Below are 24,425 nucleotides of genomic sequence, written 5' to 3' on the forward strand. Positions count from 1 at the left end.
GGACGCGCCTTTCGCGCCGGGGCGGCCCGTGCGAGACTGCCCCCTGTTGCTGAAGTGAACGGCAGGCCAGGGGGCGCGGGGCGCATGGGCAAGCGGCAGACGCAGAAGATGCTGCGGTTGATGGCGGGCGGGGAGCCGGTGGAGCTCACCAGCCCCATGGCATCCGTGAAGAAACTCGCCCGACTCGCCTTCGTCGCCCAGCAGTTCGGCTACGAGTACGCCGACGTCCGGCAGGGCGGCGGCAACAACAGCCAGCTGAAGATGCTGATCGTGCCCGACCCCAGCCCGCAGGCACAGGCCCGCGCCGCGCAGAACTGGGCGCAGTACCCCAACGCCCACGACGGCGTCTCCCTGCCGCCGCTCGTGCCGGACGCCGTCGAACTGCTCAAGGCGCGCATCAACTTCGACCTCACCGGCAAGAGCGCCGAGAAGCGGATCGGCTACGGCGCCCTCGGTGTCTCCATCGGCGCCGTGATCATCGCCTACCGGCTGGGCGGCACCTCGGACGACTTCGTCATCGCGGCGGTCATCTGGCTGGCGCTCATGGCGATCCTCGGCATCGGCTTCGTCGTCACCCGCAAGCGCAACGCCAAGTTCGCGGCGCGGCTCCAAGCGGCCGGCTTCGCACCGGTGACGGACGGGACGGGCCGCGTGCGCTACCTGCCGCCGGGCTCCGGCACGCCGTACGGGGGCGGCCCGTACGGGCCGTACGGCGCGCAGGCCCAGGGCGCGGCGCCGTTCCCGCAGCAACAGCCCGCCCCGGGACACGCACCGCAGCCCCCGGCGTACGGCCAGCCGTTCCCGCAGCAGCAGCCCGCTCCCGGCCACGCCCAGCAGCCTCCCGCCTACGGTCAGCCCGGCCCCTACGGTCAGCCCGGCCCCTACGGTCAGCCCGGCCCCTACGGCGCCCCGCAGCAGGCGCCCGGCCCCTACGCCCCGCAGCAGGCGCCCGGCCCGTACGGCGCCCCGCCGCAGCAGCCCGGCCCGTACGGCCCGCCCCCGCAGCACTGACCCCTCACCGCCCCACCGGTGACCGGTGACGGACTTCTCTCACCCCGCCCCCGGCGGGGGTGAGAGCAACGTTCCCTGCCGGTCACCGCCTGCCACAGGCCGGAAACGCTCCCTCCCTACCTTCGGGACCAGCCCTCGCGGCACCGCCGCGCCCCGGAGAGCAGTGGAGGCCCCATGACAGCCCGCAGCGGCCGTTGGATCCAGCAGTGGGACCCGGAGGACGAGACCTTCTGGAACCGCACCGGAGAGAAGATCGCCCGCCGCAATCTCCTCTTCTCCGTCCTGTCCGAGCACATCGGCTTCTCCGTCTGGACCATGTGGTCCGTGCTGGTGCTCTTCATGGGCCCCGAGTACGGGCTGACCCCCGCCGACAAGTTCCTGCTCACGTCGATGGTCACGCTCGTCGGCGCCGTCGTCCGGGTCCCGTACACCTTCGCCGTCGCGATCTTCGGCGGACGGAACTGGACGGTGATCAGCGCGGCGCTGCTGCTCGTGCCCACCGTCGCCGCGTTCACCGTGATGGAGCCGGGGACGTCCTTCTCCACCTTCCTCCTCGTCGGCCTGCTGGCCGGTGTCGGCGGCGGCAACTTCGCGTCCTCCATGACCAACATCAACGCCTTCTTCCCGCTGAGGAAGAAGGGCTGGGCGCTCGGGCTGAACGCCGGCGGCGGCAACATCGGCGTCCCGGTCATCCAGCTCGCCGCCCTCGCGATCATCGGCGCGAGCGGCGGGCCGCGCATGCTGCTCGGCATCTACATCCCGCTGATCGTCGTCGCCGCCGTGCTGGCCGCCCTCCACATGGACAACCTGGCCTCGGTGAGGAACGACACCGGCGCCGCCAAGGACGCCGCGCGTGACCGGCACACCTGGATCATGTCCTTCCTCTACATCGGCACCTTCGGCTCGTTCATCGGCTACAGCTTCGCCTTCGGACAGGTGCTGCAGAACCAGTTCGACCGCACCCCGCTGGAGGCCGCGTACGTCACCTTCGTCGGGCCGCTGCTGGGCTCGCTGATCCGTCCGGTGGGCGGCCGGCTCGCCGACCGCTACGGCGGCGCGCGTATCACCCTGTGGAACTTCGTCGCCATGGGCGCCGCGACCGTCGTGCTGATCGCCGCCTCCATGGCGAAGTCGCTGGCGCTGTTCACCGTCGCCTTCGTGGTGCTGTTCGTGCTGACCGGCCTCGGCAACGGGTCGACGTACAAGATGATCCCCGGCATCTTCCAGGCCAAGGCGCACGCGTTGGGCCTCGAAGGGGAGGCGGCGGCCGCGTACGGGCGGCGGCTGTCCGGGGCGTCGATGGGGCTGATCGGCGCGGTGGGCGCGCTCGGCGGCGTCGGCATCAACCTGGCCTTCCGCCAGTCCTTCCTCTCCTACGGCTCCGGCACCGGCGCGTTCGTGGCGTTCCTCGCCTGCTACGCGGTCTGCTTCGCGGTCACCTGGGCGGTATACCTTCGCCGGCCCGCCGAGGGCCCGGCCGGCCGGACCCCCGCCACGGAGGAGAAGCCGCAGCTCAGCTACGCCGAGGTGTGACGGCGGGTGACGTAACACTGGTGACATGAAGCCGAACCGAGCCTGTCATGGATCGTTGACAGGCTCGCTCGGCACGGACGTGGAGCCGCACCTCCGTGCAGGACGCCGACTCGAGCCGGGACGAGAGTGATGTACGACGAACGAGAGCAGTCTCCGGAGCACGGCCCCCTCGCGGGGTTCACCGTGGGCGTGACCGCGGCGCGCCGGGCCGACGAGCTGGGCGCGCTGCTGGAGCGGCGCGGCGCGGCGGTGCTGCACGCCCCGGCGCTGCGGATCGTTCCGCTCTCCGACGACAGCGAGCTGCTGGCCGCCACGAAGGAGATCATCGGGCGGATCCCCGACATCGCGGTCGCCACCACGGCCATCGGGTTCCGCGGCTGGGTCGAGGCCGCCGACGGCTGGGGGCTCGGCGAGGACCTGCTGGAGCGGCTGCGCGGGGTGCGGATCCTGGCGCGCGGGCCCAAGGTGAAGGGCGCCATCCGGGCGGCCGGGCTGACCGAGGAGTGGTCGCCGGCGTCGGAGTCGATGGCGGAGGTGCTGGACCGGCTCCTCGAGGAGGGCGTCGACGGGCTGCGCATCGCCGTCCAGCTCCACGGCGAGCCGCTGCCCGGGTTCGTGGAGTCGCTGCGGGCCGGGGGAGCGGAGGTGGTGGGCGTGCCGGTCTACCGGTGGCTGCCGCCGGAGGACATCGGACCGGTGGACCGGTTGATCGACGCGGTCGTCGCCCGCACCCTGGACGCGGTCACCTTCACCAGCGCGCCCGCCGCCGCGTCGCTGCTGTCCCGCGCCGAGGAGCGGGGCCTGCTCGACGACCTGCTGGCCGCGCTCGGCCACGACGTGCTGCCCGCCTGCGTCGGGCCGGTCACCGCCCTGCCGCTCCAGGCGCGGGGCGTCGACACGGTGCAGCCCGAACGCTTCCGCCTGGGCCCGCTGGTCCAGCTTCTGTGCCGCGAACTCCCCTCCCGCGCGCGCACGTTGCCCGTCGCCGGGCACCGGGTGGAAATCCGGGGTCACGCGGTGCTGGTCGACGGCGGGCTGCGGCCGGTGCCGCCCGCCGGGATGTCCCTGCTGCGGGCGCTGGCCCGCAGGCCCGGCTGGGTCGTCTCCCGCGCGGAACTGCTGCGCGCCCTGCCCGGCGCGGGCCGCGACGAACACGCGGTGGAGACGGCGATGGCCCGCCTCCGCACGGCCCTGGGCGCCCCCAAGCTGATCCAGACGGTCGTCAAACGCGGCTACCGCCTCGCCCTCGACCCGGCGGCGGACACCAAGTACGACGCGGCGGTCTGACCCGGGCGCACCGGGGTGCCGCGAGGCCGCGTCGAAAGCACCCGGCAGGAGGGGTTCCGGGGTCCGGGGCGGGCGGGCACTGTGGAGGGAGCACGGTTTCCCGGTTCGCGCACGGCCCCCCACGCGCGCGGGGCCCACCTAGGCGGTGGCAGGACATGGCACTGGGCACGGTCACGGCGTCCTACGAGCTGAGGTTCGACACCGGGCGGGTCTGCCTGGATCTGCTCGCGACCACCCATCCGGGAGAACGGCTGGGCTCCGTCGACGCGCTGCGGGCCTGGATCACCGGGGCCGGACTCGTCCCCGAGGGCACCCCGCTCGCCCACGCCGACCCGTCCTGGCTGGGGGCCTTCCGCGAACTGCGTGCCCATCTGGCCCCGTTGGTGCGGGCGCCCGGCTCCCCGTCCCAGGGCCCCGCACTCGCCCGGGTCAACGACCTGGCCCGCTCCGCACCCCCGGCGCCCCGCGCGGTGCCCGGCACGGACGGGACGCTGGTGCGCCGGCTCGACGGCCCGCCCGGCCGTGACGCGCTGCTCGGCGCGGTGGCCCGGGACGCGGTGGACCTGCTGACCGACCCGGCCGCCCGCGCGAGGCTGCGCCAGTGCGAGGGCGACAACTGCCCCATCGTGTACGTCGACACCTCACGGGGGCGCAGGAGGCGCTGGTGCTCCAGCGAGGTCTGCGGAAACCGGGAGCGCGTGGCCCGCCACCGCCGTCGTACGGCAGCCCTCACCCGCGCCTGAACGGCGCTCTCCTCCGGCGCCCGATTGAACTCCCTCATCCGCTTCGCGGTTTTCGTGTCCCAGAGATCCCGAAAATCGGCCAAGTGATGTCCGTCACGCCCTTGTTGGGCGCTGGCGGTCACCCGTCGACAGCCTTCGGCTCGTGGTGTGTCGGAAATGTGAAGGGAAAGCAGCGGGAATGTGTGTTCATGTCCCGGTCGTCGAGACGTCCCTGAGAAAACTGCCGTCTCTCTTTGAACACCTGACGGGCCGCGTGCGTACCGGTTGTCGAGCGACCGACTGGGGGATCCCCCGGACACCGGAGGTGGGCGTGCGCAAGGATGCGGCCGTGGCCAATGAACGTGGAACGAGGGCCCGACATCGCATGTCTTCACAGCCCTCGGAACCTGACGAGGAGCTGATGCGTGCGCTGTACCGCGAGCACGCAGGACCCCTGCTGGCCTACGTCCTCAGGCTGGTCGCCGGAGACCGGCAGCGCGCCGAGGACGTCGTCCAGGAAACGCTCATCCGTGCCTGGAAGAACGCCGGTCAGCTCAATCGGGCGACCGGTTCGGTACGCCCCTGGCTGGTGACGGTCGCCCGGCGCATCGTCATCGACGGCCACCGCAGCCGGCAGGCCCGGCCGCAGGAGGTCGATCCGTCGCCGCTGGAGGTCATCCCCGCGGAGGACGAGATCGACAAGGCGCTGTGGCTGATGACGCTGTCGGACGCACTCGACGACCTGACCCCGGCACACCGGGAGGTCCTCGTCGAGACCTACTTCAAGGGGCGTACCGTCAATGAGGCGGCCCAGACACTCGGCATACCGAGCGGCACCGTACGCTCCCGGGTGTTCTACGCCCTGCGGTCGATGAAGCTGGCTCTGGAGGAGCGGGGGGTGACGGCGTGATGAGGGTGTACGGGGGAAACCAGGGATTCGGCACGGGCGGGACGGGTATGTCTGGTGCCATGGAGGGATCACCGGTGCCGAACGAACACGAGACCGTCGGTGCCTACGCCCTCGGCATTCTCGACGACGCCGAAGCCACCGAGTTCGAGGCGCATCTGGCGACCTGCGAGTGGTGCGCCCAGCAGCTCGACGAACTCGCCGGCATGGAACCGATGCTGGCCGCGCTCGCGGACCTGCCCGACGCCGCCGGATCGCCCGCGATCGGCGAGTCGCTGTCCGCGAAGCCGTCGCCGCGCGTGGTGGAGAAGCTCGTCGACGAGGTGGCCGAGCGCAGGGCGCGCAAGCGCCGCCGGAACTTCTACATGGTCGCCGCGGCCGGCGCGCTGATCGTCAGCGGCCCGTTCGTGGCCGTCGCGGCGAGCGGCGGGGACAGCGGCAGCGGCGGCGGCAACACCGGCCGCACGCTCGCGGCCAACCCGGTGAAGGACGCCTTCGACAAGAGCTCCGAGAAGATCACGGCGACCGACCCCGCCACCGGGGTGACCGCCACCGTGGCCCTGGAGGACAAGCTCTGGGGCACCGAGATCGTCACCGAGCTGAAGAACGTCAAGGGCGAACAGAAGTGCTCGCTCATCGCCGTCGGCAAGAACGGCGAGCGCGAGACGGTGAATTCCTGGGCGGTCACCGGCGAGGGCTACGGACTGCCCGACGCCGCGACCGACAAGGGCAAGCAGCCGCTGTACGTCCAGGGCGGCGCCGCCTTCGAGCGCAACCAGATCGACCACTTCGTGATCGCGACCTTCGACGGCAAGACGCTCGTGGAGGTCGACGCGTAGCCTCACGGGGCCCCCTTCGCGTACGGTTGACGGCTGCCCAGCACGTCAGAAGGGGGCCCGGTGGCCGCTCAGGCTCAACAGGAATCCGCGGTCGTCCCGGTTCACGACTCCGTTCGCGACCGGGAGATCCGTGTGGAACAGGAACACCTGGACCGGGTGTACCGGCGCCTCGAGGAGAAGATCTCCGAGGCCGAGTTCCTCATGCGCGACGCCGCCCAGCGCGGCCACGTCGGCACGCCCGGCGCCCTCGCCGAGCGGGACGCCCAGGTCTTCCGGGCCGGCGTCCACCTCAACCGGCTGCACCACGAGTACGAGGACTTCCTCTTCGGCCGGATCGACCTGCTGCTCGGCAAGGACGGCAAGAAGGGCCCGGACGGCGCGTACACCGCCGTCGAGCCCGCCGAGGGCGCCGTCCGCCCCGACAACACCGCCGACATCGCCGAGACCCTGCACATCGGCCGGATCGGCGTCCTCGACGAGGACTACGCCCCGCTGGTCATCGACTGGCGCGCGCCCGCAGCGGCGCCCTTCTACCGCTCCACCCCGGTCGATCCCGGCCGGGTCGTGCGGCGCCGGGTGATCCGCTCCAAGGGGCGCCGGGTGCGGAGCGTCGAGGACGACCTGATGCGCCCCGAGCTGAAGGCCAGCCTCGACGGCCGCGAGCTGGCCGTGATCGGCGACGGCGCCCTGATGGCCGCCCTCGGCCAGGCCCGTACGCACACCATGCGGGACATCGTCGCGTCCATCCAGGCCGAGCAGGACCTGGTGATCCGCGCCCCCGCCGCCTCCGTCACCTACGTCGAGGGCGGTCCCGGCACCGGCAAGACCGCCGTCGCCCTGCACCGCGCGGCCTACCTGCTCTACCAGGACCGGCGCCGGTACGCGGGCGGCATCCTCATCGTCTCCCCGACCCCCCTGCTGGTCGCCTACACCGAGGGCGTGCTGCCGTCACTCGGCGAGGAGGGCCAGGTCGCGATCCGCGCCATCGGCTCCCTCGTCGACGGCGCCGAGGCCACCGTGTACGACTCCCCGGCCGTGGCCCGGATCAAGGGCTCGTACCGCATGCTCAAGGTGTTGCGGAAGGCCGCCCGCGGCGCGCTGGAGCTGAACGACGCGCCGCAGCGGCTGCGGGTCGTCGCCTTCGGCCGCCGCCTCGAGCTGGAGGCCGAGGAGCTGGCGGGCATCCGCCGCACCGCCCTCGGCGGCACCGCCCCCGTCAACCTGCTGCGCCCCCGTGCCCGCAAGCTGCTCCTGGACGCCCTGTGGGAGCGCTCCGGCGCCGGGAACCGGCACACCGACCCCGAGCTCGCCGCCGAGCTGCGCTCCTCCTTCGACGAGGACATCACCTCCGAGGACGACTTCACCGTCTTCCTCGACGCCTGGTGGCCGGAACTCACCCCCGCCGCCGTCCTGGACGCCATGGCCGACGAGCGGCGCCTCGGCCGCTGGGCCCGGCGCGTCCTCAACCCGGGGGAGGTGCGCAAGCTGGCGCGCGCCCTCCAGCGGGACGGGCGCTCCGTGCACGACATCGCGATGCTGGACGAGCTCCAGGCGATCCTGGGCGCCCCCGCCAGGCCCCGCAAGAAGCGCGAGATCGACCCGCTGGACCAGCTCACCGGTCTGGAGGAGCTGATGCCGGTGCGCGAGGAGACCCAGCGCGAGCGGGCCGAGCGGCTCGCCCAGGAGCGCGTCGAGTACGCGCACGTCATCGTCGACGAGGCGCAGGACCTCACCCCGATGCAGTGGCGCATGGTCGGCCGCCGCGGCCGCCACGCCACCTGGACGATCGTCGGCGACCCGGCCCAGTCCTCCTGGTCCGACCCGGACGAGGCCGCCCGCGCCCGTGACGAGGCCCTCGGCACCCGTCCGCGCCGGCGCTTCGAGCTGACCGTGAACTACCGGAACCCGTCCGAGATCGCGGAGCTGGCGGCGAAGGTCCTGGCCCTCGCCATGCCGGGCTCGCAGTCGCCGCGCGCGGTGCGCTCCACCGGCGTGGAGCCGCGCTTCGCCGTGGCCGGCCGGACGCTGGGCGACACCGTGCGCGCCGAGGCCGCCCGGCTGCTGGAGCGGGTGGACGGCACGGTCGGCGTGGTCGTCGCCATGCGGCGGCGCGAGGAGGCGCGGCGCTGGCTCGACGGGCTCGGCGACCGGGTGGTGGCGCTCGGCAGCCTGGAGGCCAAGGGTCTGGAGTACGACGCGACGGTGGTCGTCTCGCCCGCGGAGATCGCGGACGAGTCCCCGGCCGGCCTGCGGGTGCTCTACGTCGCCCTGACGCGCGCGACGCAGCAGCTCACCGTGGTGTCCGCGGAGCGCGACGAACCGGACGCCGAGGGGGTGCCCGACCTGCTGCGGGACTGAGCGGACGGGGGTGCCGAGGGGCTCGGGAAATATCCCCCGGTCATGGGAATGGCCTTGGGCGATCCGTTTGTTAGCCTGGATGTGGCACCGGCCCGATCCAAGCCCCCGGGCCCAACCTTAGTCGCTTCGAGCGACCACTTGCCGCGAGGCGAGCATGGCGGGTCGGTGTCACAGGCGTTCGAGAGGCCCTCGTCACGAGATGTGACGGGGGCCTCTTCTGTTGCCCCGGCGTCTCTCGTATGGTGGAACTCACTTTCCGTCTGGCGGCAGACGGCGATGAACAAAACGTCCGCAATCCGAGGCGGCTACCACGTACTCAGTGGTAGGTGCGACGATCGGACGGCACGATTCGCGACACGGTTGAAAAGCAGAGGAAGTCGGCCATGGCAACGGCGCCCAGCGTCTCCTACTCGATGACCATCCGGCTGGAGGTGCCCGCGGGAGGAACCGCGGTGTCCCAGCTCACCGGGGCAGTCGAGTCCCACGGAGGCCTGGTGACCGGCCTCGACGTGACCGCGTCGGGCCACGAGCGGCTCCGGATCGACGTCACGATCGCGGCCACCTCCACCGCCCACGCCGACGAGATCGTCGAACAGCTGCGCCTCATCGAGGGCGTCACCCTCGGCAAGGTCTCCGACCGTACGTTCCTGATGCACCTCGGCGGCAAGATCGAGATGGCGTCGAAGCACCCCATCCGCACCCGTGACGACCTGTCCATGATCTACACGCCCGGCGTGGCCCGGGTCTGCATGGCGATCGCCGAGAACCCCGAGGACGCCCGCCGCCTGACCATCAAGCGCAACTCCGTTGCGGTCGTGACGGACGGCTCCGCCGTGCTGGGCCTGGGCAACATCGGCCCCAAGGCCGCCCTGCCGGTGATGGAGGGCAAGGCCGCCCTGTTCAAGCGGTTCGCCGGCATCGACGCCTGGCCGCTGTGCCTGGACACCCAGGACACCGACGCGATCGTGGAGATCGTCAAGGCGATCGCCCCCGGCTTCGCCGGCATCAACCTCGAGGACATCTCCGCGCCCCGATGCTTCGAGATCGAGGCCCGGCTGCGCGAGGCCCTCGACATCCCCGTCTTCCACGACGACCAGCACGGCACCGCGATCGTGGTGCTCGCCGCCCTGACCAACGCGCTGCGCGTCACCGGCAAGACCATCGAGAGCATCCGGGTCGTCATGTCCGGCGCCGGCGCGGCCGGCACCGCCATCCTCAAGCTGCTGCTGGCCGCCGGTGTGAAGAACGCCGTGGTGGCCGACATCCACGGCGTGGTGCACGCCGGCCGCGAGGACCTGGTCGACGCCGCCCCCGGCTCCGCGCTGAGCTGGATCGCCGACCACACCAACCCGGAGAACCTCACCGGCACGCTGAAGGAGGCCGTGCGCGGCGCGGACGTCTTCATCGGCGTGTCCGCCCCGAACGTGCTGGGCGCCGAGGACGTCGCCGCGATGGCCGAGGGCGCGATCGTGTTCGCGCTCGCGAACCCCGACCCCGAGGTGGACCCGGCAATCGCCCGCCAGACGGCGGCGGTTGTCGCCACCGGTCGCTCCGACTTCCCCAACCAGATCAACAACGTGCTGGTCTTCCCGGGTGTCTTCCGCGGCCTGCTGGACGCGCAGTCCCGCACCGTCAACACCGAGATGATGCTGGCCGCCGCGCAGGCCCTGGCCGACGTCGTCACCGAGGACGAGCTGAACCCGAACTACATCATCCCCAGCGTCTTCAACGAGAAGGTCGCCGGCGCGGTCGCCGGCGCCGTCCGGGACGCCGCGAAGGCCGCCGGGGCATGACGCCCGCGAAGGGTGTGAGCGCCTGATCCGAGGCGGACCGCACGTTGTGAGGATCGCCACGGGGTTTGAACCGGCGCGTCGCGGAACCCGTAGTCCTGGCCGCCCTCTAGGGTGGGCGGCCGGGCCTGGGCTCCGGCCCCTGCTGTCCGCTGCCGGAAGCGGACGGAGCGTCACCGTGCGGAGGCCGTGGCGCTCTTCGTGTGACTCCCTCGGGTGTTCTCACGACTCCTGCGGGTGCCGGATTGGCATTACCGCCGCAGGTAGAGGCAGGATGCGTCCCTGGGCGCGAGGGTCCGACGAAGGACCCGGGTCCGGGGACTCACCGAGGAACCTGGCAGCATCGGCTTTCGCCGTGCCCGACATGCGGCTCCGCCGCGTGGCACGCCTCAACGGCAAGAAGAACACGGGAGTAACAACATGAACCGCAGTGAGCTGGTGGCCGCGCTGGCCGACCGCGCCGAGGTGACCCGCAAGGACGCCGACGCCGTGCTGGCCGCGTTCGCCGACGTCGTCGGCGACATCGTCTCCAAGGGCGACGAGAAGGTCACCATCCCCGGCTTCCTGACCTTCGAGCGCACCCACCGCGCTGCGCGCACCGCGCGCAACCCGCAGACCGGTGAGCCGATCCAGATCCCCGCTGGTTACAGCGTGAAGGTGTCTGCGGGGTCGAAGCTCAAGGAAGCGGCCAAGGGCAAGTAAGGCGCCTTGCGGGCGCCTCACGCCTGAGCGGTCCAGCGCCGTTCGGCCGGGCGTCCCTCTCGCCGTCTGCCGGCCCGTCGTGGCCGGTCGCGCAGTTCCCCGCGCCCCCTTCCGGGGCGCCGCAGTGAACGCCGATGGGGCGGTCACCCGACCAGGGTGACCGCCCCATCGGCGTTGGTGCGGGGGTCAGCCGAGGGCCTTGCCCGGGAGTTCCACCTTCGCGCCGAGGGCGGAGAGCTTCTCCATGAAGTTCTCGTAGCCGCGGTTGATCAGCCCGATGCCGTGGACGCGGGACGTGCCCTGGGCGGCGAGGGCCGCGATCAGGTACGAGAAGCCGCCGCGCAGGTCGGGGATCTCGAGATCCGCGCCCTGGAGCTTCGTCGGGCCGGAGACGACCGCCGAGTGCAGGAAGTTGCGCTGGCCGAAGCGGCAGTCGGAGCCGCCCAGGCACTCGCGGTAGAGCTGGATGTGGGCGCCCATCTGGTTGAGCGCGGACGTGAAGCCCAGCCGGGACTCGTAGACCGTCTCGTGGATGATGGACAGGCCCGTGGCCTGCGTCAGGGCGACCACCAGGGGCTGCTGCCAGTCGGTCTGGAAGCCGGGGTGCACGTCCGTCTCCAGGGCGATGGACTTCAACTGTCCGCCCGGGTGCCAGAAACGGATGCCCTCGTCGTCGATCTCGAAGGCGCCGCCGACCTTCCGGTAGGTGTTGAGGAACGTCATCATCGAGCGCTGCTGGGCGCCGTGGACGTAGATGTTGCCCTCGGTGGCGAGCGCCGCGGACGCCCAGGAGGCGGCCTCCAGGCGGTCCGGCAGGGCGCGGTGGGTGTAGCCGCCGAGCGTGTCCACACCGGTGATGCGGATCGTCCGGTCGGTGTCCATCGCGATGATGGCGCCCATCTTCTGCAGGACGCAGATCAGGTCCTCGATCTCCGGCTCCACCGCCGCGTTGGACAGCTCGGTGACGCCCTCCGCGAGCACCGCCGTGAGCAGCACCTGCTCGGTGGCGCCGACGGACGGGTACGGCAGGCGGATCTTCGTGCCGCGCAGCCGCTGCGGAGCCTCCAGGTACTGGCCGTCCGCGCGCTTCTCGATCGTCGCGCCGAACTGCCGCAGCACGTCGAAGTGGAAGTCGATGGGGCGTCCGCCGATGTCGCAGCCGCCGAGGCCCGGGATGAACGCGTGCCCGAGACGGTGCAGCAGCGGGCCGCAGAACAGGATCGGGATCCGCGAGGAACCGGCGTGGGCATCGATGTCAGCGACGTTGGCGCTCTCCACGTAGGTGGGGTCGAGCACCAGTTCGCCGGGCTCGTCGCCCGGACGGACCGTCACGCCGTGCAACTGCAGCAGACCCCGGACGACCCGGACGTCACGGATGTCCGGAACGTTGCGCAGCCGGCTCGGTGCGCTGCCCAGCAGCGCGGCGACCATGGCCTTCGGTACGAGGTTCTTCGCACCGCGGACCCGGATCTCGCCCTCCAGCGGGGTTCCGCCGTGGACAAGCAGTACGTCATCGACGTCGTTGACGGTCATGAATCTCGCGTTCCGTGGAGTGGGGCAGAGGGTCAGAAGGGAAAGGGTAATCGCCCTTGACCCCCCTTCTGTAAGCCCGAGGAGGCCCTGGGAACGTCATGGCTCTGTCACAACACGAACGGTTCCCCCGCGGCCACGCGGGGTCACCGCGGCCGGACGTGCGCCGGGCGCGCTCCCGGCCGCCCGCCCGCACCCCTTCGCTCCGGCCGGACGACGCCCGACCAGGAAGCTCTCGCGCGCGGCGGCGGTCTTCACTCCGTCACCCGCATTGCCTCCCCGCGCGGCGGGAAGATGCGGGATCATGTCTGGCATGACCGAGGTGTCCTCGCTCACAGGGCGGCTGCTCGTGGCCACTCCCGCTCTGGCGGACCCGAACTTCGACCGCGCGGTGGTGCTCCTTCTCGACCACGACGAGGAGGGCTCCCTCGGTGTCGTCCTCAACCGGCCGACCCCGGTGGACGTGGGCGACATCCTGGAGGGTTGGGCGGACCTGGCCGGCGAACCCGGCGTGGTGTTCCAGGGCGGCCCGGTGTCGCTGGACTCGGCCCTCGGTGTCGCCGTCGTCCCGGGCGGCGCGGCGGGGGAGGAGCCGCCGCTCGGCTGGCGCCGGGTGCACGGCGCGATCGGCCTGGTCGACCTGGAGGCCCCGCCGGAACTGCTCGCCTCCGTCCTCGGCTCGCTGCGGATCTTCGCCGGCTACGCGGGCTGGGGCCCCGGCCAGCTCGAGGACGAGCTGGTCGACGGCGCCTGGTACGTGGTGGAGTCCGAGCCCGGTGACGTCTCCTGTCCGGCGCCCGAGCGGCTCTGGCGCGAGGTGCTCCGCCGGCAGCGCAACGAACTGGCGATGGTCGCCACGTATCCGGACGACCCTTCGCTCAACTGACCGGGGCCGGCTTCAGTACCCTTGGCTGTTATGAGCACTCTTGAGCCCGAGCGCGGGACTGGTACGGGGACCCTCGTCGAGCCGACGCCGCAGACCTCCCACGGCGACGGTGACCACGAGCGCTTCGCCCACTACGTCCAGAAGGACAAGATCATGGCGAGCGCCCTCGACGGCACTCCCGTCGTGGCGCTGTGCGGCAAGGTGTGGGTGCCCGGCCGCGACCCGAAGAAGTACCCGGTGTGCCCCATGTGCAAGGAGATCTACGAGTCCATGGGTGAAGGCGGCGACGACAAGGGCAAGGGCGACAAGTAGCCCCCTCCCTTCCTGACTGACGCCGGTCCGAGTCCTCCGAGGCCCCCGGGGTGCGCTTTGCGTGCCCACGGGGGCCTTTGTGCTGCTTGCCCGTTGCGCAGGGTGCGTCGGCCGGTCACAGAGTGGTTGAGACCTCTTGTGGCGTGGTTCACCCAGTCCATAGCCTCCGGTGTGTTGTGCACAGCGAAACCGCCATTGCGTATGCTGCAACGCGCTCGGAGGAGCACTCCATGAAGCTGTCCGTCCGCATGGTCGCCGTCGCGGCCGTCCTCGCCACCGCCGCCTGCGCCCCTCAGACCTCCGGCAACTCCGCGTCCGACAAGGACGAGAAGACCGGCACCCTGCGCGTCTGGCTCTTCCAGGAGGTCAACAACCAGCCCAAGGAACAGGTCGTCGACTCCGTCCTCGCCGAGTTCGAGAAGGAGCACGAGGGCGCCGAGGTCACCGTCGAGTACATCCCCGTCGAGACCCGCGCCCAACGCATCAAGGCCGCCTTCAACGACCCCGAGTCGGCGCCCGACCTCATCGAGTACGGCAACACCGACACCGCCGGCTATGTGAAGGACGGCGGACTCGCCGACGTCACCGAGGACTTCGGCGCCTGGGACGAGGCCAAGGACACCGACCCCACCGCCCGCCAGTCCGTCACCGTCGGCGGCAAGGTCTACGGCGTCCCCTACTTCGTCGGCGTCCGCGCGCTGTACTACCGCACCGACGTCTTCGAGGAACTCGGCCTCGACGTCCCGAGGACGCAGGAGGAGCTGATCTCCACGGCGAAGGAGATCCGCGCCGCGAAGCCCGACCTGTACGGGCTCGCCGTCGGCGGCGCCTACACCTACGGCGCGATGCCGTTCATCTGGGCCCACGGCGGCGAACTCGCCACCGGCAAGGGCGGCTCGTACGCCGCCGCCATCGACAGCGCCGCCGCGCGCAAGGGCATCGAGGCGTACACCTCGCTGTTCGGCGACGACAACTGCCCGGCCGCCAAGTGCGCCGCGATGACCGGCAACGACACGATCACCGCGTTCGCGGCGGGCAAGGCGGCCATGGCGATCGGCGGCGACTTCAGCCACGCCGCCGTCGAGGCCGGCAAGGTCAAGGGCGCGTACAAGGTCGTGCCGCTGCCGGGCCTGAAGGCGGGGTCGATCGCCCCCGCGTTCGCGGGCGGCAACAACCTGGGCGTGCTGAAGTCCACCACGCACCGCACCCTCGCCGTCGACCTGATGAAGCGGCTCGCGTCCAAGAAGGCGCAGGGGGAGCTGTTCGAGGCGATGGGGTTCCTGCCGACGTTCTCCGACGTGCGGCAGCAGGTGGCCGCGAAGGAGCCCTTCGTCAAGCCGTTCGTCGAGACGCTCGCGGCTGACACGAGGTTCGTGCCCGCTTCGCCGGCGTGGGCGCAGATCGATGCGGGCGCGGTGCTGCCGACGATGTTCCAGGAGATCGTGTCCGGCAAGAAGGACGTGGACTCCGCCTCGGCGGACGCCGCTCGGAAGATGAACGACGCGTTCGGGTCGGCCGGGTGAGCGGGCCCACGAGCTCGGGGGTTCTCGAGCGTTCGCGGGTGCCGGTCCGCGGGGGGTTCCCGCGCAGTTCCCCGCGTCCCCGAACAAGGCGTTCCGGTACGCCCTGGTTGTATCTCGCGCCGGCACTTGTCGTGCTCGGGGGGTTGCTCGCCTATCCCATCTACCAGCTTGGGCTGATTTCGGTCTTCCACTACACCCAGGCCCAGGTCAGTGGAGGGGAGCCGACGACCTTCGAGGGGTTCGGGAACTACTCCCGGCTGTTCTCGGACGGGCAGTTCTGGGAGGTGCTGCTGGCCACCGTGGCGTTCGCGGCGGCCTGTGTCGTCTCCACGCTGGCCGTGGGGTGCGCGCTCGCCGTGCTGCTCACCCGCGTGCGGGCCGTGCCCCGGCTGGCGTTGATGCTGGCCGCGCTCGGCGCCTGGGCCACTCCCGCGATCACCGGCTCCACGGTGTGGCTGTTCCTCTTCGACGCCGACTTCGGTCCCGTCAACCGGGTGCTCGGGCTCGGTGACCACTCCTGGACGTACGGACGGTTCAGCGCGTTCTTCCTGGTGCTGCTCGAAGTGGTGTGGTGCTCCTTCCCGTTCGTGATGGTCACCGTCTACGCCGGCATCCGGGCCGTGCCCGCGGAGGTGCTGGAGGCGGCCGCGCTGGACGGGGCCTCCCCGTGGCGGATCTGGCGGTCGGTGCTCGCGCCGATGCTCCGCCCGATCCTGGTCGTCGTCACCATCCAGTCGGTCATCTGGGACTTCAAGGTCTTCACGCAGATCTACGTCATGACGGGCGGCGGGGGCATCGCGGGACAGAACCTGGTGCTCAACGTGTACGCGTACCAGAAGGCGTTCGCGTCCTCGCAGTACAGCCTGGGCGCCGCGATCGGCGTGGTGATGCTGCTGATCCTGCTCGCCGTGACGCTGGTGTACCTGCGGCTGCTGCGCCGCCAGGGGGAGGAACTGTGAGTCCCGTGAGGCAGGACGTGGAATCCCGGGTGAATCTTCTGCGCCGGTTCACCCGGCGCCCGGGCCGGACGGCCGCCGAGGCGACCGCGCTGGTGGTCGCCGCCGCGGTGGCCTTCCCGCTGTACTGGATGGTGCTGAGCGCCTTCAAGCCGGCCGGGGAGATCCGCTCGGACGAGCCGCGGCCGTGGACGACGGCGCCCACGCTGGACTCGTTCCGGCGGGTGTTCGGGCAGCAGGATTTCGGCCGTTACTTCCTCAACAGCGTCGTCGTCGCGGTCGCCGTGGTGATCGCCTCCGCGTTCATCGCGTTTCTCGCCGCGACCGCCGTGACGCGATTCCGGTTCCGTTTGCGGACCACCCTGCTGATCATGTTTCTGGTGGCCCAGATGGTGCCGGTGGAGGCGCTGACGATCCCCCTGTTCTTCGTGATGCGGGACCTCGGCCAGCTGAACACGCTGTGGTCGCTGATCCTGCCGCACATCGCCTTCTCGCTGCCGTTCGCGATCTGGATGCTCAGAGGCTTCGTGAAGGGCGTTCCGGAGGCGCTGGAGGAGGCCGCGTACATGGACGGCGCGAGCCGTGCGCGGTTCCTTTGGCAGATCCTTTTCCCGCTCGTCCTGCCGGGCCTCGTGGCCACCAGTGTGTTCTCGTTCATCTCCGCCTGGAACGACTTCCTGTTCGCCAAGTCGTTCATCATCAGCGACATCTCCCAGTCGACCCTGCCGATGGCGCTGCTGGTGTTCTACAAACCCGACGACCCCGACTGGGGCGGGGTCATGGCGGCGTCCACCGTGATGACGATTCCGGTGCTGGTCTTCTTCGTACTCGTACAGCGGCGCCTGGTCTCCGGACTGGGCGGCGCGGTAAAGGACTGACGTGATGCCGACTTCACTGATTCCGGCCCCCAGGGGCGTCGTCGCCGGCGCCGGGGAGACCCGTTTGACGGAGGCTTCCGGGCTGTACGCCGGGGCCGGTGCGGAGGGCGTCGGGCGGTGGCTCGGCGCCGTGCTGCGGGGAGCCACCGGGCTGCCCTGGAGGGAGGCGCGGGAGCCCGCCGAGGCCGGCGTCGGCGTCCGGCTCGCACTCGCGCCGGACCTCGGCCCGGAGGCGTACCGGCTCGTCAGCGACCCTGCCGGCGTCCTCGTCGAGGGCGGCGACGCGGCCGGCGTGCAGCACGGCGCGCAGACCCTGCGCCAGCTCCTCGGAGCCGACGCGTTCCGCAGGGCGCCGGTCCGCCGCGACCGGGCGTGGACGGTGCCGCACCTGACCGTCGAGGACGCGCCCCGCTTCCGCTGGCGCGGTCTGATGCTCGACGTGGCACGCCACTTCATGCCGAAGGAAGGCGTGCTGCGTTATCTCGATCTGATGTCCGCGCACAAACTCAACGTGCTGCATCTGCACCTGACGGACGACCAGGGCTGGCGCGTCGAGATCAAGCGGTATCCGCGCCTCACCGAGACCGGATCCTGGCGTGCCCGCACCAAAATCGGCCACCGTGCCTCGCCGCTCTGGGACGACCGTCCGCACGGCGGCCACTACACCCAGGACGATCTCCGCGAGATCGTCGCCTACGCCGCCGAACGGCATATCTGCGTCGTCCCCGAAATCGACGTGCCCGGGCACTCGCAGGCCGCCATCGCCGCGTATCCGGAACTGGGCAACTCCGATGTCGTCGACACCGCCGCGCTGACCGTCTGGGACACCTGGGGCATCAATCCGAACGTCCTCGCCCCCACCGAGGACACCCTGCGCTTCTACGAAGGGGTGCTGGAGGAACTGCTGGAACTGTTCCCCGCCGACGCCGGGCCGTTCTCGCCGTTCGTGCACATCGGCGGCGACGAATGCGTCAAGGACCAGTGGCGGGCGTCGAGGACGGCGCAGGAACAGATCGCGAAGCTCGGGCTCGCGGACGAGGACGCCCTCCAGTCCTGGTTCATCGGCCACTTCGACCGCTGGCTGGCCGACCGCGGGCGGCGGCTCATCGGCTGGGACGAGATCCTCCAGGGCGGACTCGCGCCGGGCGCCGCCGTGTCGTCCTGGCGCGGCTACGCGGGCGGGGTCACCGCGGCCCGCGCGGGCCACGACGTGGTGATGTGCCCCGAGCAGCAGGTCTACCTGGACCACCGCCAGGACGGGGGCCCCGACGAGCCCGTGCCCATCGGGTACGTGCGCACCCTGGAGGACGTCTACCGGTTCGAACCGGTCCCGGGTGAGCTGACGCCCGAGGAGCGGGAGCGGGTGCTGGGCACGCAGGCCAACGTGTGGACCGAGGTGATGGAGGACCAGCAACGCGTCGACTACCAGACGTTCCCCCGGCTCGCTGCGCTGGCCGAGGTCGCCTGGAGCGAGCTGCCCGCCCCCGCCGACCGGGACTTCCCCGGCTTCGAGCGGCGGATGACCGAGCACTACCGGCGCCTGGACGCCCTCGGCGTCGCCTACCGCCCGCCCGGCGGTCCCCGCCCGTGGCAGCGCCGCCCGGGCGTCCTCGGCCGCCCGATCGACGGGCCGCCGCCCGCCCTGTAGCCGCGTGCCTCGGCCGTCCCCCGGTGCTCCTCCGCCCCGGGGGACGACGCGTGTCCCCCGCGTTCGCTGCGGGCCGAACAGGCCGGGTCATAACGGAACAAGAGCTTCCGAAGGCTGTGATTCCGTGGTGCCGGGGCGATTCGGGGACGGAACGGCCAGGTCCGGGCCCGGACGGGCGAATGCCTCCTAGCGGACCCCCGTCCTCGGCACCTGCCAAGATGTGCCAGAGTTGCCACGTCCGCCCTGTCAGCACGTACCGTACGGCGCACGGGTGGGACCAGGTGGGGCAGCGGGAAGGGGCAGCCGGTTTTGAGCACGCACGCACCGCAGGCGGCGCAGGCCGTGACGCTGCCCACGACGCTGGACGAGGCCGTGGCGGCGCTCACCGCCATGCCCGCCGCCGTGCCCGTCGCGGGCGGCACCGACCTGATGGCCGCCGTCAACTCCGGGCAGCTCAGGCCCGCCGCGCTGGTCGGCCTCGGCAAGATCAGCGAGATCCGCGGCTGGCAGTACCTGGACGGACACGCGCTGCTCGGCGCCGGACTCACCCACGCGCGCATGGGGCGCCCCGACTTCGCCGCGCTCATCCCCGCGCTCGCCGCCGCCGCGCGTGCCGCCGGACCCCCGCACATCCGCAACGCCGGCACCCTCGGCGGCAACATCGCCTCCGCCGCCCCCACCGGGGACGCCCTGCCCGTGCTGGCCGCCCTCGAGGCGACGCTGATCGTCGCCGGTCCGGGCGGCGCCCGCCGCGAGGTCCCGGTGTCGCACCTGCTGGCCGGCATGGACGTGCTGCGCCCCGGCGAGCTGATCGGCTACGTGCGCGTGCCGCTGCTGCACGCCCCCCAGGTCTTCCTGAAGGCGACCGGCCGCACCGGACCCGGCCGCGCGGTCGCCTCCGTCGCCCTCGTGCTCGACCCCGCCCGGCGCGGGGTGCGCTGCGCGGTGGGCGCCATAGCGCCGATGCCGCTGCGGCCCCTGGAGGCCGAGCAGTGGGTCGCGCAGCTCATCGACTGGGACAACAACCGCGCGATCGTCCCTGAGGCGCTCAGCGCGTTCGGGGAGTACGTCGCCGCGGCCTGCATCCCCGACGCCGCGCCCGGCGAGGACGGCACCGTCCCGCCGCTGCCGCCCGCGGTACTGCACCTGCGGCGCACCGTCGCCGCGCTGGCCCGACGAGCACTGGGGAGGGCGTTGTCGTGACCGACGACCAGCACGGACAGGGCGGCACGCCTCCGGGCGGCAGCCGCTGGGACCCGCTGCCGCAGGGCGACTACGACGACGGGGCCACGGCGTTCGTGAACCTCCCGGAGGGCGGCATCGACGCCCTGCTGGACGCGATGGAGAGCCCGCTGGCCGCCCCCGGCCACGGCTACGTCCCGCCGCAGATCACGGTCACGCCGGCCACCACCGCGGGCACCGACCCGGCGGCCACCGGCAGCTGGGCCGCGCCCGGCGCCCCCGTCGACGGCGCCCAGTGGCACGACCCGGCGTCCGCGGAGCCCGACGCGGCGGCGGGGGACCCGTACGGCTACGACCCCGGCGCGAGCGGGCAGTGGACCTACGACCCGAACGGGCAAGGACAGCAGCACGCGCAGGGCCACGATCCCGCGGGGCAGCACCCCGGGCACGGCCAGGCGCCGGGGCAGGACGTCACCGGGCAGTGGTCGATCCCCGTGGCGGGCGGCGACCTGCCGGACGAGTCCGGCGAGTTCACCAGGTCCTCCCTGGTCGAGCAGTGGGGGAGCACCCCTCCGGCGACCCTCCCGGGCGGCGCCGCCGCCCCCTGGGCCGAGTCCCAGTCCATCGGCACGCCCTGGGGCCCCGGCGTACCCGGAGTGCCGCAGGACCACGAACAGCAGGCCGGTGCGTACGGGCAGGCGCCCGGCGCCCACGACGGCCAGGACGGGCACAGCGGCGAGCACGGTCCCGCCCAGGAGACGCAGGACGCCTCCGCCCGGCAGCACGGCTCGCAGCCCTCGTACCCGGGCACGCCCGGCGCCTCCCCGGAGCAGCCGCAGGCGCGCCCCGACGAGGACACCTCCGCGCACGACGCCCCGCCGGCCTCCCGGCCGCTGCCCGCCGAGGAACTCCCGGAGCAGCCGTGGCAGTCCGAGGAGGGCGCCGACGGTGACGCCGGGGCCGCAGGGGGCCACGAGCACCCGCACGCCCCCCAGGACGCCGAGGAGCCCCCCTCCGGCGCGTCCGGGACCGACGGCGACCCCGCGGACGCCCAGGAGGCCGCCGAGCCCTCCGAAGGGCCAACGGAGGGCTCGGAGCACCCCGAGGGCGACGACATCCCCGACGCGGACGGTCCGGGCGCCCCGGAGGCCTCCGACGAACCGGACGCCCCCGTCGCCGACGTCCTCGTGGCCCCGCACGACGACCACCCCCTCGCCTCCTACGTCCTCCGTGTCAACGGCACCGACCGGCCCGTCACCGACGCGTGGATCGGCGAGTCCCTGCTCTACGTGCTGCGCGAGCGCCTCGGCCTGGCGGGCGCCAAGGACGGCTGCTCGCAGGGCGAGTGCGGCGCGTGCAACGTCCAGGTCGACGGACGGCTCGTCGCGTCCTGCCTGGTCCCCGCCGTCACCGCGGCCGGCAGCGAGGTCCGCACCGTCGAGGGACTGGCCCAGGACGGCCGCCCCTCGGACGTGCAGCGCGCCCTCGCCCGCTGCGGCGCCGTGCAGTGCGGCTTCTGCGTGCCCGGCATGGCGATGACCGTGCACGACCTGCTGGAGGGCAACCCGGCCCCGACCGAGCTGGAGACCCGCCAGGCCCTGTGCGGCAACCTGTGCCGCTGCTCCGGCTACCGGGGCGTGGTGAACGCCGTGCAGGAGGTCGTCGCCGAGCGCGGGGCGCACGCGGAGGCCGAGGCCGCCGCGGACGACGGCGACGGCACCCCCCGCATCCCGCACCAGGCGGGCCCCGGCGCCGGCGGGGTCAACCCCTCGGCGTTCGGCGTCGCACCGCAGGACCGGCACCACGGCCAGGACGGAGGCCAGGCGTGAGCAACGAAGCAGCCACCGTGCAGACCGCCGAGGCGGCCCCCGAGGAGGAGACCGCCCCGCCACGCGGACTCGGCGCGTCCCTCCCGGCCGCCGACGCGCGCGCCAAGACGGAGGGCACCTTCCCGTACGCCGCCGACCTGTGGGCCGAGGGCCTGCTGTGGGCCGCGGTGCTGCGCTCCCCGCACCCGCACGCGCGCATCAAGTCGATCGACACCACGCACGCGCGCGAGATGCCCGGCGTCCGCGCGGTCGTCACCCACGAGGACGTCCCCGGCACCCCGGTGCTCGGCCGCGGCAAGGCCGACCGCCCCGTCTTCGCCTCCGAGGTCGTACGCCACCACGGCGAGCCGCTGGCCGCCGTCGCCGCCGACCACCCCGACACCGCGCGCATGGCCGCCGCCGCGGTCATCGTCGAGTACGAGGTGCTCGACCCGGTGACCGACCCCGAGCAGGCCTTCGAGGCCGAACCGCTGCACCCCGACGGCAACCTGATCCGGCACATCCCGCTGCGCCACGGCGACGCGGACGCGGTCGGCGAGGTCGTCGTCGAGGGGCTCTACCGCATCGGCCGCCAGGACCCCGCCCCCATAGGGGCCGAGGCCGGACTCGCCGTGCCCCGCCCGGACGGCGGGGTCGAGCTGTACCTGGCCTCCACCGACCCGCACGGCGACCGGGACACCGCCGCCGCCGCGTTCGGCCTCCAGCAGGACCAGGTCAAGATCGTCGTCACCGGTGTGCCCGGCGCCACCGCCGACCGCGAGGACCAGAGCTTCCAGCTGCCCCTCGGGCTGCTGGCGCTGAAGACCGGCTGCCCGGTGAAGCTCGCCGCCACCCGCGAGGAGTCCTTCCTCGGCCACACCCACCGCCACCCCACCCTGCTGCGCTACCGCCACCACGCCGACGCCGAGGGCAAGCTGGTCAAGGTCGAGGCGCAGATCCTGCTCGACGCGGGCGCCTACGCCGGCACCTCCTCCGACGCCCTGGCCGCCGCCGTCGCCTTCGCCTGCGGCCCGTACGTCGTGCCCAACGCCTTCATCGAGGGCTGGGCGGTGCGCACCAACAACCCGCCCTCCGGCCATGTGCGCGGCGAGGGCGCGATGCAGGTGTGCGCCGCGTACGAGGCGCAGATGGACAAGCTGGCCAAGAAGCTCGGCCTGGACCCGGCCGAGGTGCGGCTGCGGAACGTGATGGCCACCGGCGACGTGCTGCCCACCGGCCAGACCGTCACCTGCCCCGCCCCCGTCGCCGAACTGCTGGAGGCCGTACGGGACTTCCCGCTGCCGCCGCTGCCCAAGGACACCCCCGAGGACGAGTGGCTGCTGCCCGGCGGCCCCGAGGGCGCGGGCGAACCGGCCGCAGTGCGGCGGGGCGTGGGCTACGGCCTGGGCATGGTGCACATGCTGGGCGCGGAGGGCGCCGACGAGGTGTCCACGGCCACCGTGCGCGTCCAGAACGGCGTGGCGACCGTGCTGTGCGCGGCCGTCGAGACCGGACAGGGCTTCTCCACGCTGGCCCGGCAGATCGTGCAGGAGACCCTCGGCATCGACGAGGTGCACGTGGTGCCCGTCGACACCGACCAGCCCCCGGCCGGGGCAGGCTGCCGGGGACGCCACACCTGGGTGTCGGGCGGGGCGGTGGAGCGCGCGGCCAAGATGGTCCGCACCCAGCTCCTCCAGCCGCTGGCGCACAAGTTCGGCATGTCCACCGAGCTGCTCCAGATCACCGACGGCAAGATCACCTCGTACGACGGCGTGCTGTCCACGACCGTCACCGAGGCGATGGACGGCAAGGAGCTGTGGGCGACCGCGCAGTGCCGGCCGCACCCCACCGAGCCGCTGGACGACGCGGGGCAGGGCGACGCCTTCGTCGGCATCGCCTTCTGCGCGGTCCGGGCCGTGGTGGACGTCGACATCGAGCTGGGCTCGGTCCGGGTCGTGGAGCTGGCCGTCGCGCAGGACGTGGGCCGGGTGCTCAACCCGGCGCAGCTCGCCGCGCGGATCGAGGCGGGCGTGACCCAGGGCCTGGGCGCCGCGCTCACCGAGAACCTGCGCACGCCGCGCGGCCTGATCCGTCACCCGGACCTCACCGGGTACGCGCTGCCGACCGCGCTGGACGCGCCCGACATCCGGATCGTGAAGCTGGTCGAGGAGCGGGACGTGGTCGCGCCGTTCGGCGCGAAGGCGGTCAGCGCGGTGCCGGTGGTGACCTCGCCGGCGGCGATCGCCTCCGCCGTGCGCGCCGCCACCGGCCGGCCGGTCAACCGGCTGCCGATCCGCCCGCAGGCCGCCGTGGTGACCTCCAACTGAGCGATTCCCCGGGCCGATCGCCCCGCCGGGGCAACGCTCGGGGCCTCCCGGGCGTCTTGGGATACAGGACGCCGGCCGTGCTCCCCGTCTCCGATGCGTTGTCAGTGGCGCCGCGTACTGTTCGGAGCAGTGGGGGACGGCCGTGGGCCCGGCAGGGCGCGGGCCGTCCTGCCCGGGGCGGGACGTTCGCGGGCCCGGGACCGAGCACACGTATCGCGGGGGAATC

19 protein-coding genes are annotated in these 24,425 nt (G+C 72.5%); 18 read left to right on the plus strand and 1 reads right to left on the minus strand.

What is annotated here, in order from left to right; genetic code table 11:
- Positions 1-84: 84 nt before the first annotated feature.
- The 9 genes from ELQ39_RS19720 to ELQ39_RS19760 all read left to right on the plus strand — a co-directional run bounded on the left by ELQ39_RS19720 (position 85) and on the right by ELQ39_RS19760 (position 11,149).
- Entirely contained in the window at positions 85-1,011 is a 927-nt protein-coding gene (locus ELQ39_RS19720; RefSeq protein ID WP_242593120.1) for a hypothetical protein, read from the plus strand.
- Between the two features lie 174 nt (positions 1,012-1,185).
- Positions 1,186-2,544: a nitrate/nitrite transporter gene (locus ELQ39_RS19725; protein ID WP_242593121.1), complete on the plus strand. Its 1,359-nt coding sequence runs from the start codon at positions 1,186-1,188 to the stop codon at positions 2,542-2,544.
- Between the two features lie 129 nt (positions 2,545-2,673).
- Positions 2,674-3,831 (plus strand): uroporphyrinogen-III synthase, encoded by a 1,158-nt coding sequence (locus tag ELQ39_RS19730; RefSeq protein ID WP_242593122.1) that lies wholly within the window; start codon positions 2,674-2,676, stop codon positions 3,829-3,831.
- A gap of 155 nt (positions 3,832-3,986) precedes the next feature.
- Positions 3,987-4,574, plus strand: coding sequence for a CGNR zinc finger domain-containing protein (locus ELQ39_RS19735; RefSeq protein ID WP_242593123.1), 588 nt, complete (start codon positions 3,987-3,989; stop codon positions 4,572-4,574).
- A gap of 304 nt (positions 4,575-4,878) precedes the next feature.
- Positions 4,879-5,463: a sigma-70 family RNA polymerase sigma factor gene (locus ELQ39_RS19740; RefSeq protein WP_078492847.1), complete on the plus strand. Its 585-nt coding sequence runs from the start codon at positions 4,879-4,881 to the stop codon at positions 5,461-5,463.
- 74 nt (positions 5,464-5,537) lie between these two features.
- Positions 5,538-6,299 carry an anti-sigma factor gene (locus ELQ39_RS19745; protein WP_337663016.1) on the plus strand — a complete coding sequence of 254 codons (762 nt, stop codon included), beginning with the start codon at positions 5,538-5,540 and terminating at the stop codon, positions 6,297-6,299.
- Between the two features lie 60 nt (positions 6,300-6,359).
- A complete protein-coding gene (locus ELQ39_RS19750) occupies positions 6,360-8,657 on the plus strand; it encodes a HelD family protein (protein ID WP_242593125.1) in 2,298 nt (765 codons plus the stop codon).
- Positions 8,658-9,040: 383 nt separating this feature from the next.
- Positions 9,041-10,450 (plus strand): NAD-dependent malic enzyme, encoded by a 1,410-nt coding sequence (locus ELQ39_RS19755; RefSeq protein WP_242593126.1) that lies wholly within the window; start codon positions 9,041-9,043, stop codon positions 10,448-10,450.
- A 417-nt stretch (positions 10,451-10,867) separates the two neighbouring features.
- Entirely contained in the window at positions 10,868-11,149 is a 282-nt protein-coding gene (locus ELQ39_RS19760) for an HU family DNA-binding protein (RefSeq protein WP_003990598.1), read from the plus strand.
- A 186-nt stretch (positions 11,150-11,335) separates the two neighbouring features.
- On the opposite strand, the gene murA is transcribed toward ELQ39_RS19760, so the two are convergent.
- The gene (murA, locus tag ELQ39_RS19765; RefSeq protein ID WP_190000865.1) at positions 11,336-12,682 is read right to left on the minus strand and encodes a UDP-N-acetylglucosamine 1-carboxyvinyltransferase; all 1,347 of its coding nucleotides are present in this window, start codon (positions 12,680-12,682) and stop codon (positions 11,336-11,338) included.
- 310 nt (positions 12,683-12,992) lie between these two features.
- On the opposite strand from murA, the gene ELQ39_RS19770 reads away from it, so the two are divergent.
- From ELQ39_RS19770 to ELQ39_RS19810, 9 genes are all read left to right on the plus strand, one after another.
- Positions 12,993-13,565 carry a YqgE/AlgH family protein gene (locus ELQ39_RS19770; RefSeq protein ID WP_006134440.1) on the plus strand — a complete coding sequence of 191 codons (573 nt, stop codon included), beginning with the start codon at positions 12,993-12,995 and terminating at the stop codon, positions 13,563-13,565.
- Positions 13,566-13,595: 30 nt separating this feature from the next.
- A complete protein-coding gene (locus ELQ39_RS19775) occupies positions 13,596-13,877 on the plus strand; it encodes a DUF3039 domain-containing protein (RefSeq protein ID WP_019525837.1) in 282 nt (93 codons plus the stop codon).
- A gap of 230 nt (positions 13,878-14,107) precedes the next feature.
- Positions 14,108-15,400, plus strand: a complete 1,293-nt coding sequence (locus ELQ39_RS19780) for an extracellular solute-binding protein (protein ID WP_242593128.1) — start codon at positions 14,108-14,110, stop codon at positions 15,398-15,400.
- A 38-nt stretch (positions 15,401-15,438) separates the two neighbouring features.
- Positions 15,439-16,359 (plus strand): carbohydrate ABC transporter permease, encoded by a 921-nt coding sequence (locus tag ELQ39_RS19785; protein WP_242593130.1) that lies wholly within the window; start codon positions 15,439-15,441, stop codon positions 16,357-16,359.
- Between the two features lie 29 nt (positions 16,360-16,388).
- Positions 16,389-17,234, plus strand: coding sequence for a carbohydrate ABC transporter permease (locus ELQ39_RS19790; protein ID WP_242595631.1), 846 nt, complete (start codon positions 16,389-16,391; stop codon positions 17,232-17,234).
- A 4-nt stretch (positions 17,235-17,238) separates the two neighbouring features.
- Positions 17,239-18,882, plus strand: coding sequence for a beta-N-acetylhexosaminidase (locus tag ELQ39_RS19795; protein WP_242593132.1), 1,644 nt, complete (start codon positions 17,239-17,241; stop codon positions 18,880-18,882).
- A gap of 309 nt (positions 18,883-19,191) precedes the next feature.
- Positions 19,192-20,085 (plus strand): FAD binding domain-containing protein, encoded by an 894-nt coding sequence (locus ELQ39_RS19800; protein ID WP_006134432.1) that lies wholly within the window; start codon positions 19,192-19,194, stop codon positions 20,083-20,085.
- Positions 20,082-21,893 (plus strand): 2Fe-2S iron-sulfur cluster-binding protein, encoded by a 1,812-nt coding sequence (locus tag ELQ39_RS19805; protein ID WP_242593134.1) that lies wholly within the window; start codon positions 20,082-20,084, stop codon positions 21,891-21,893. The genes ELQ39_RS19800 and ELQ39_RS19805 overlap by 4 nt, the downstream gene beginning before the upstream one ends.
- Entirely contained in the window at positions 21,890-24,199 is a 2,310-nt protein-coding gene (locus tag ELQ39_RS19810; protein WP_225628691.1) for a xanthine dehydrogenase family protein molybdopterin-binding subunit, read from the plus strand. The genes ELQ39_RS19805 and ELQ39_RS19810 overlap by 4 nt, the downstream gene beginning before the upstream one ends.
- Positions 24,200-24,425: the final 226 nt, after the last annotated feature.

This window comes from Streptomyces sp. GB4-14 (genome assembly GCF_022696125.1).
In the GTDB taxonomy this organism is placed as follows: Bacteria; Actinomycetota; Actinomycetes; order Streptomycetales; family Streptomycetaceae; genus Streptomyces; species Streptomyces werraensis.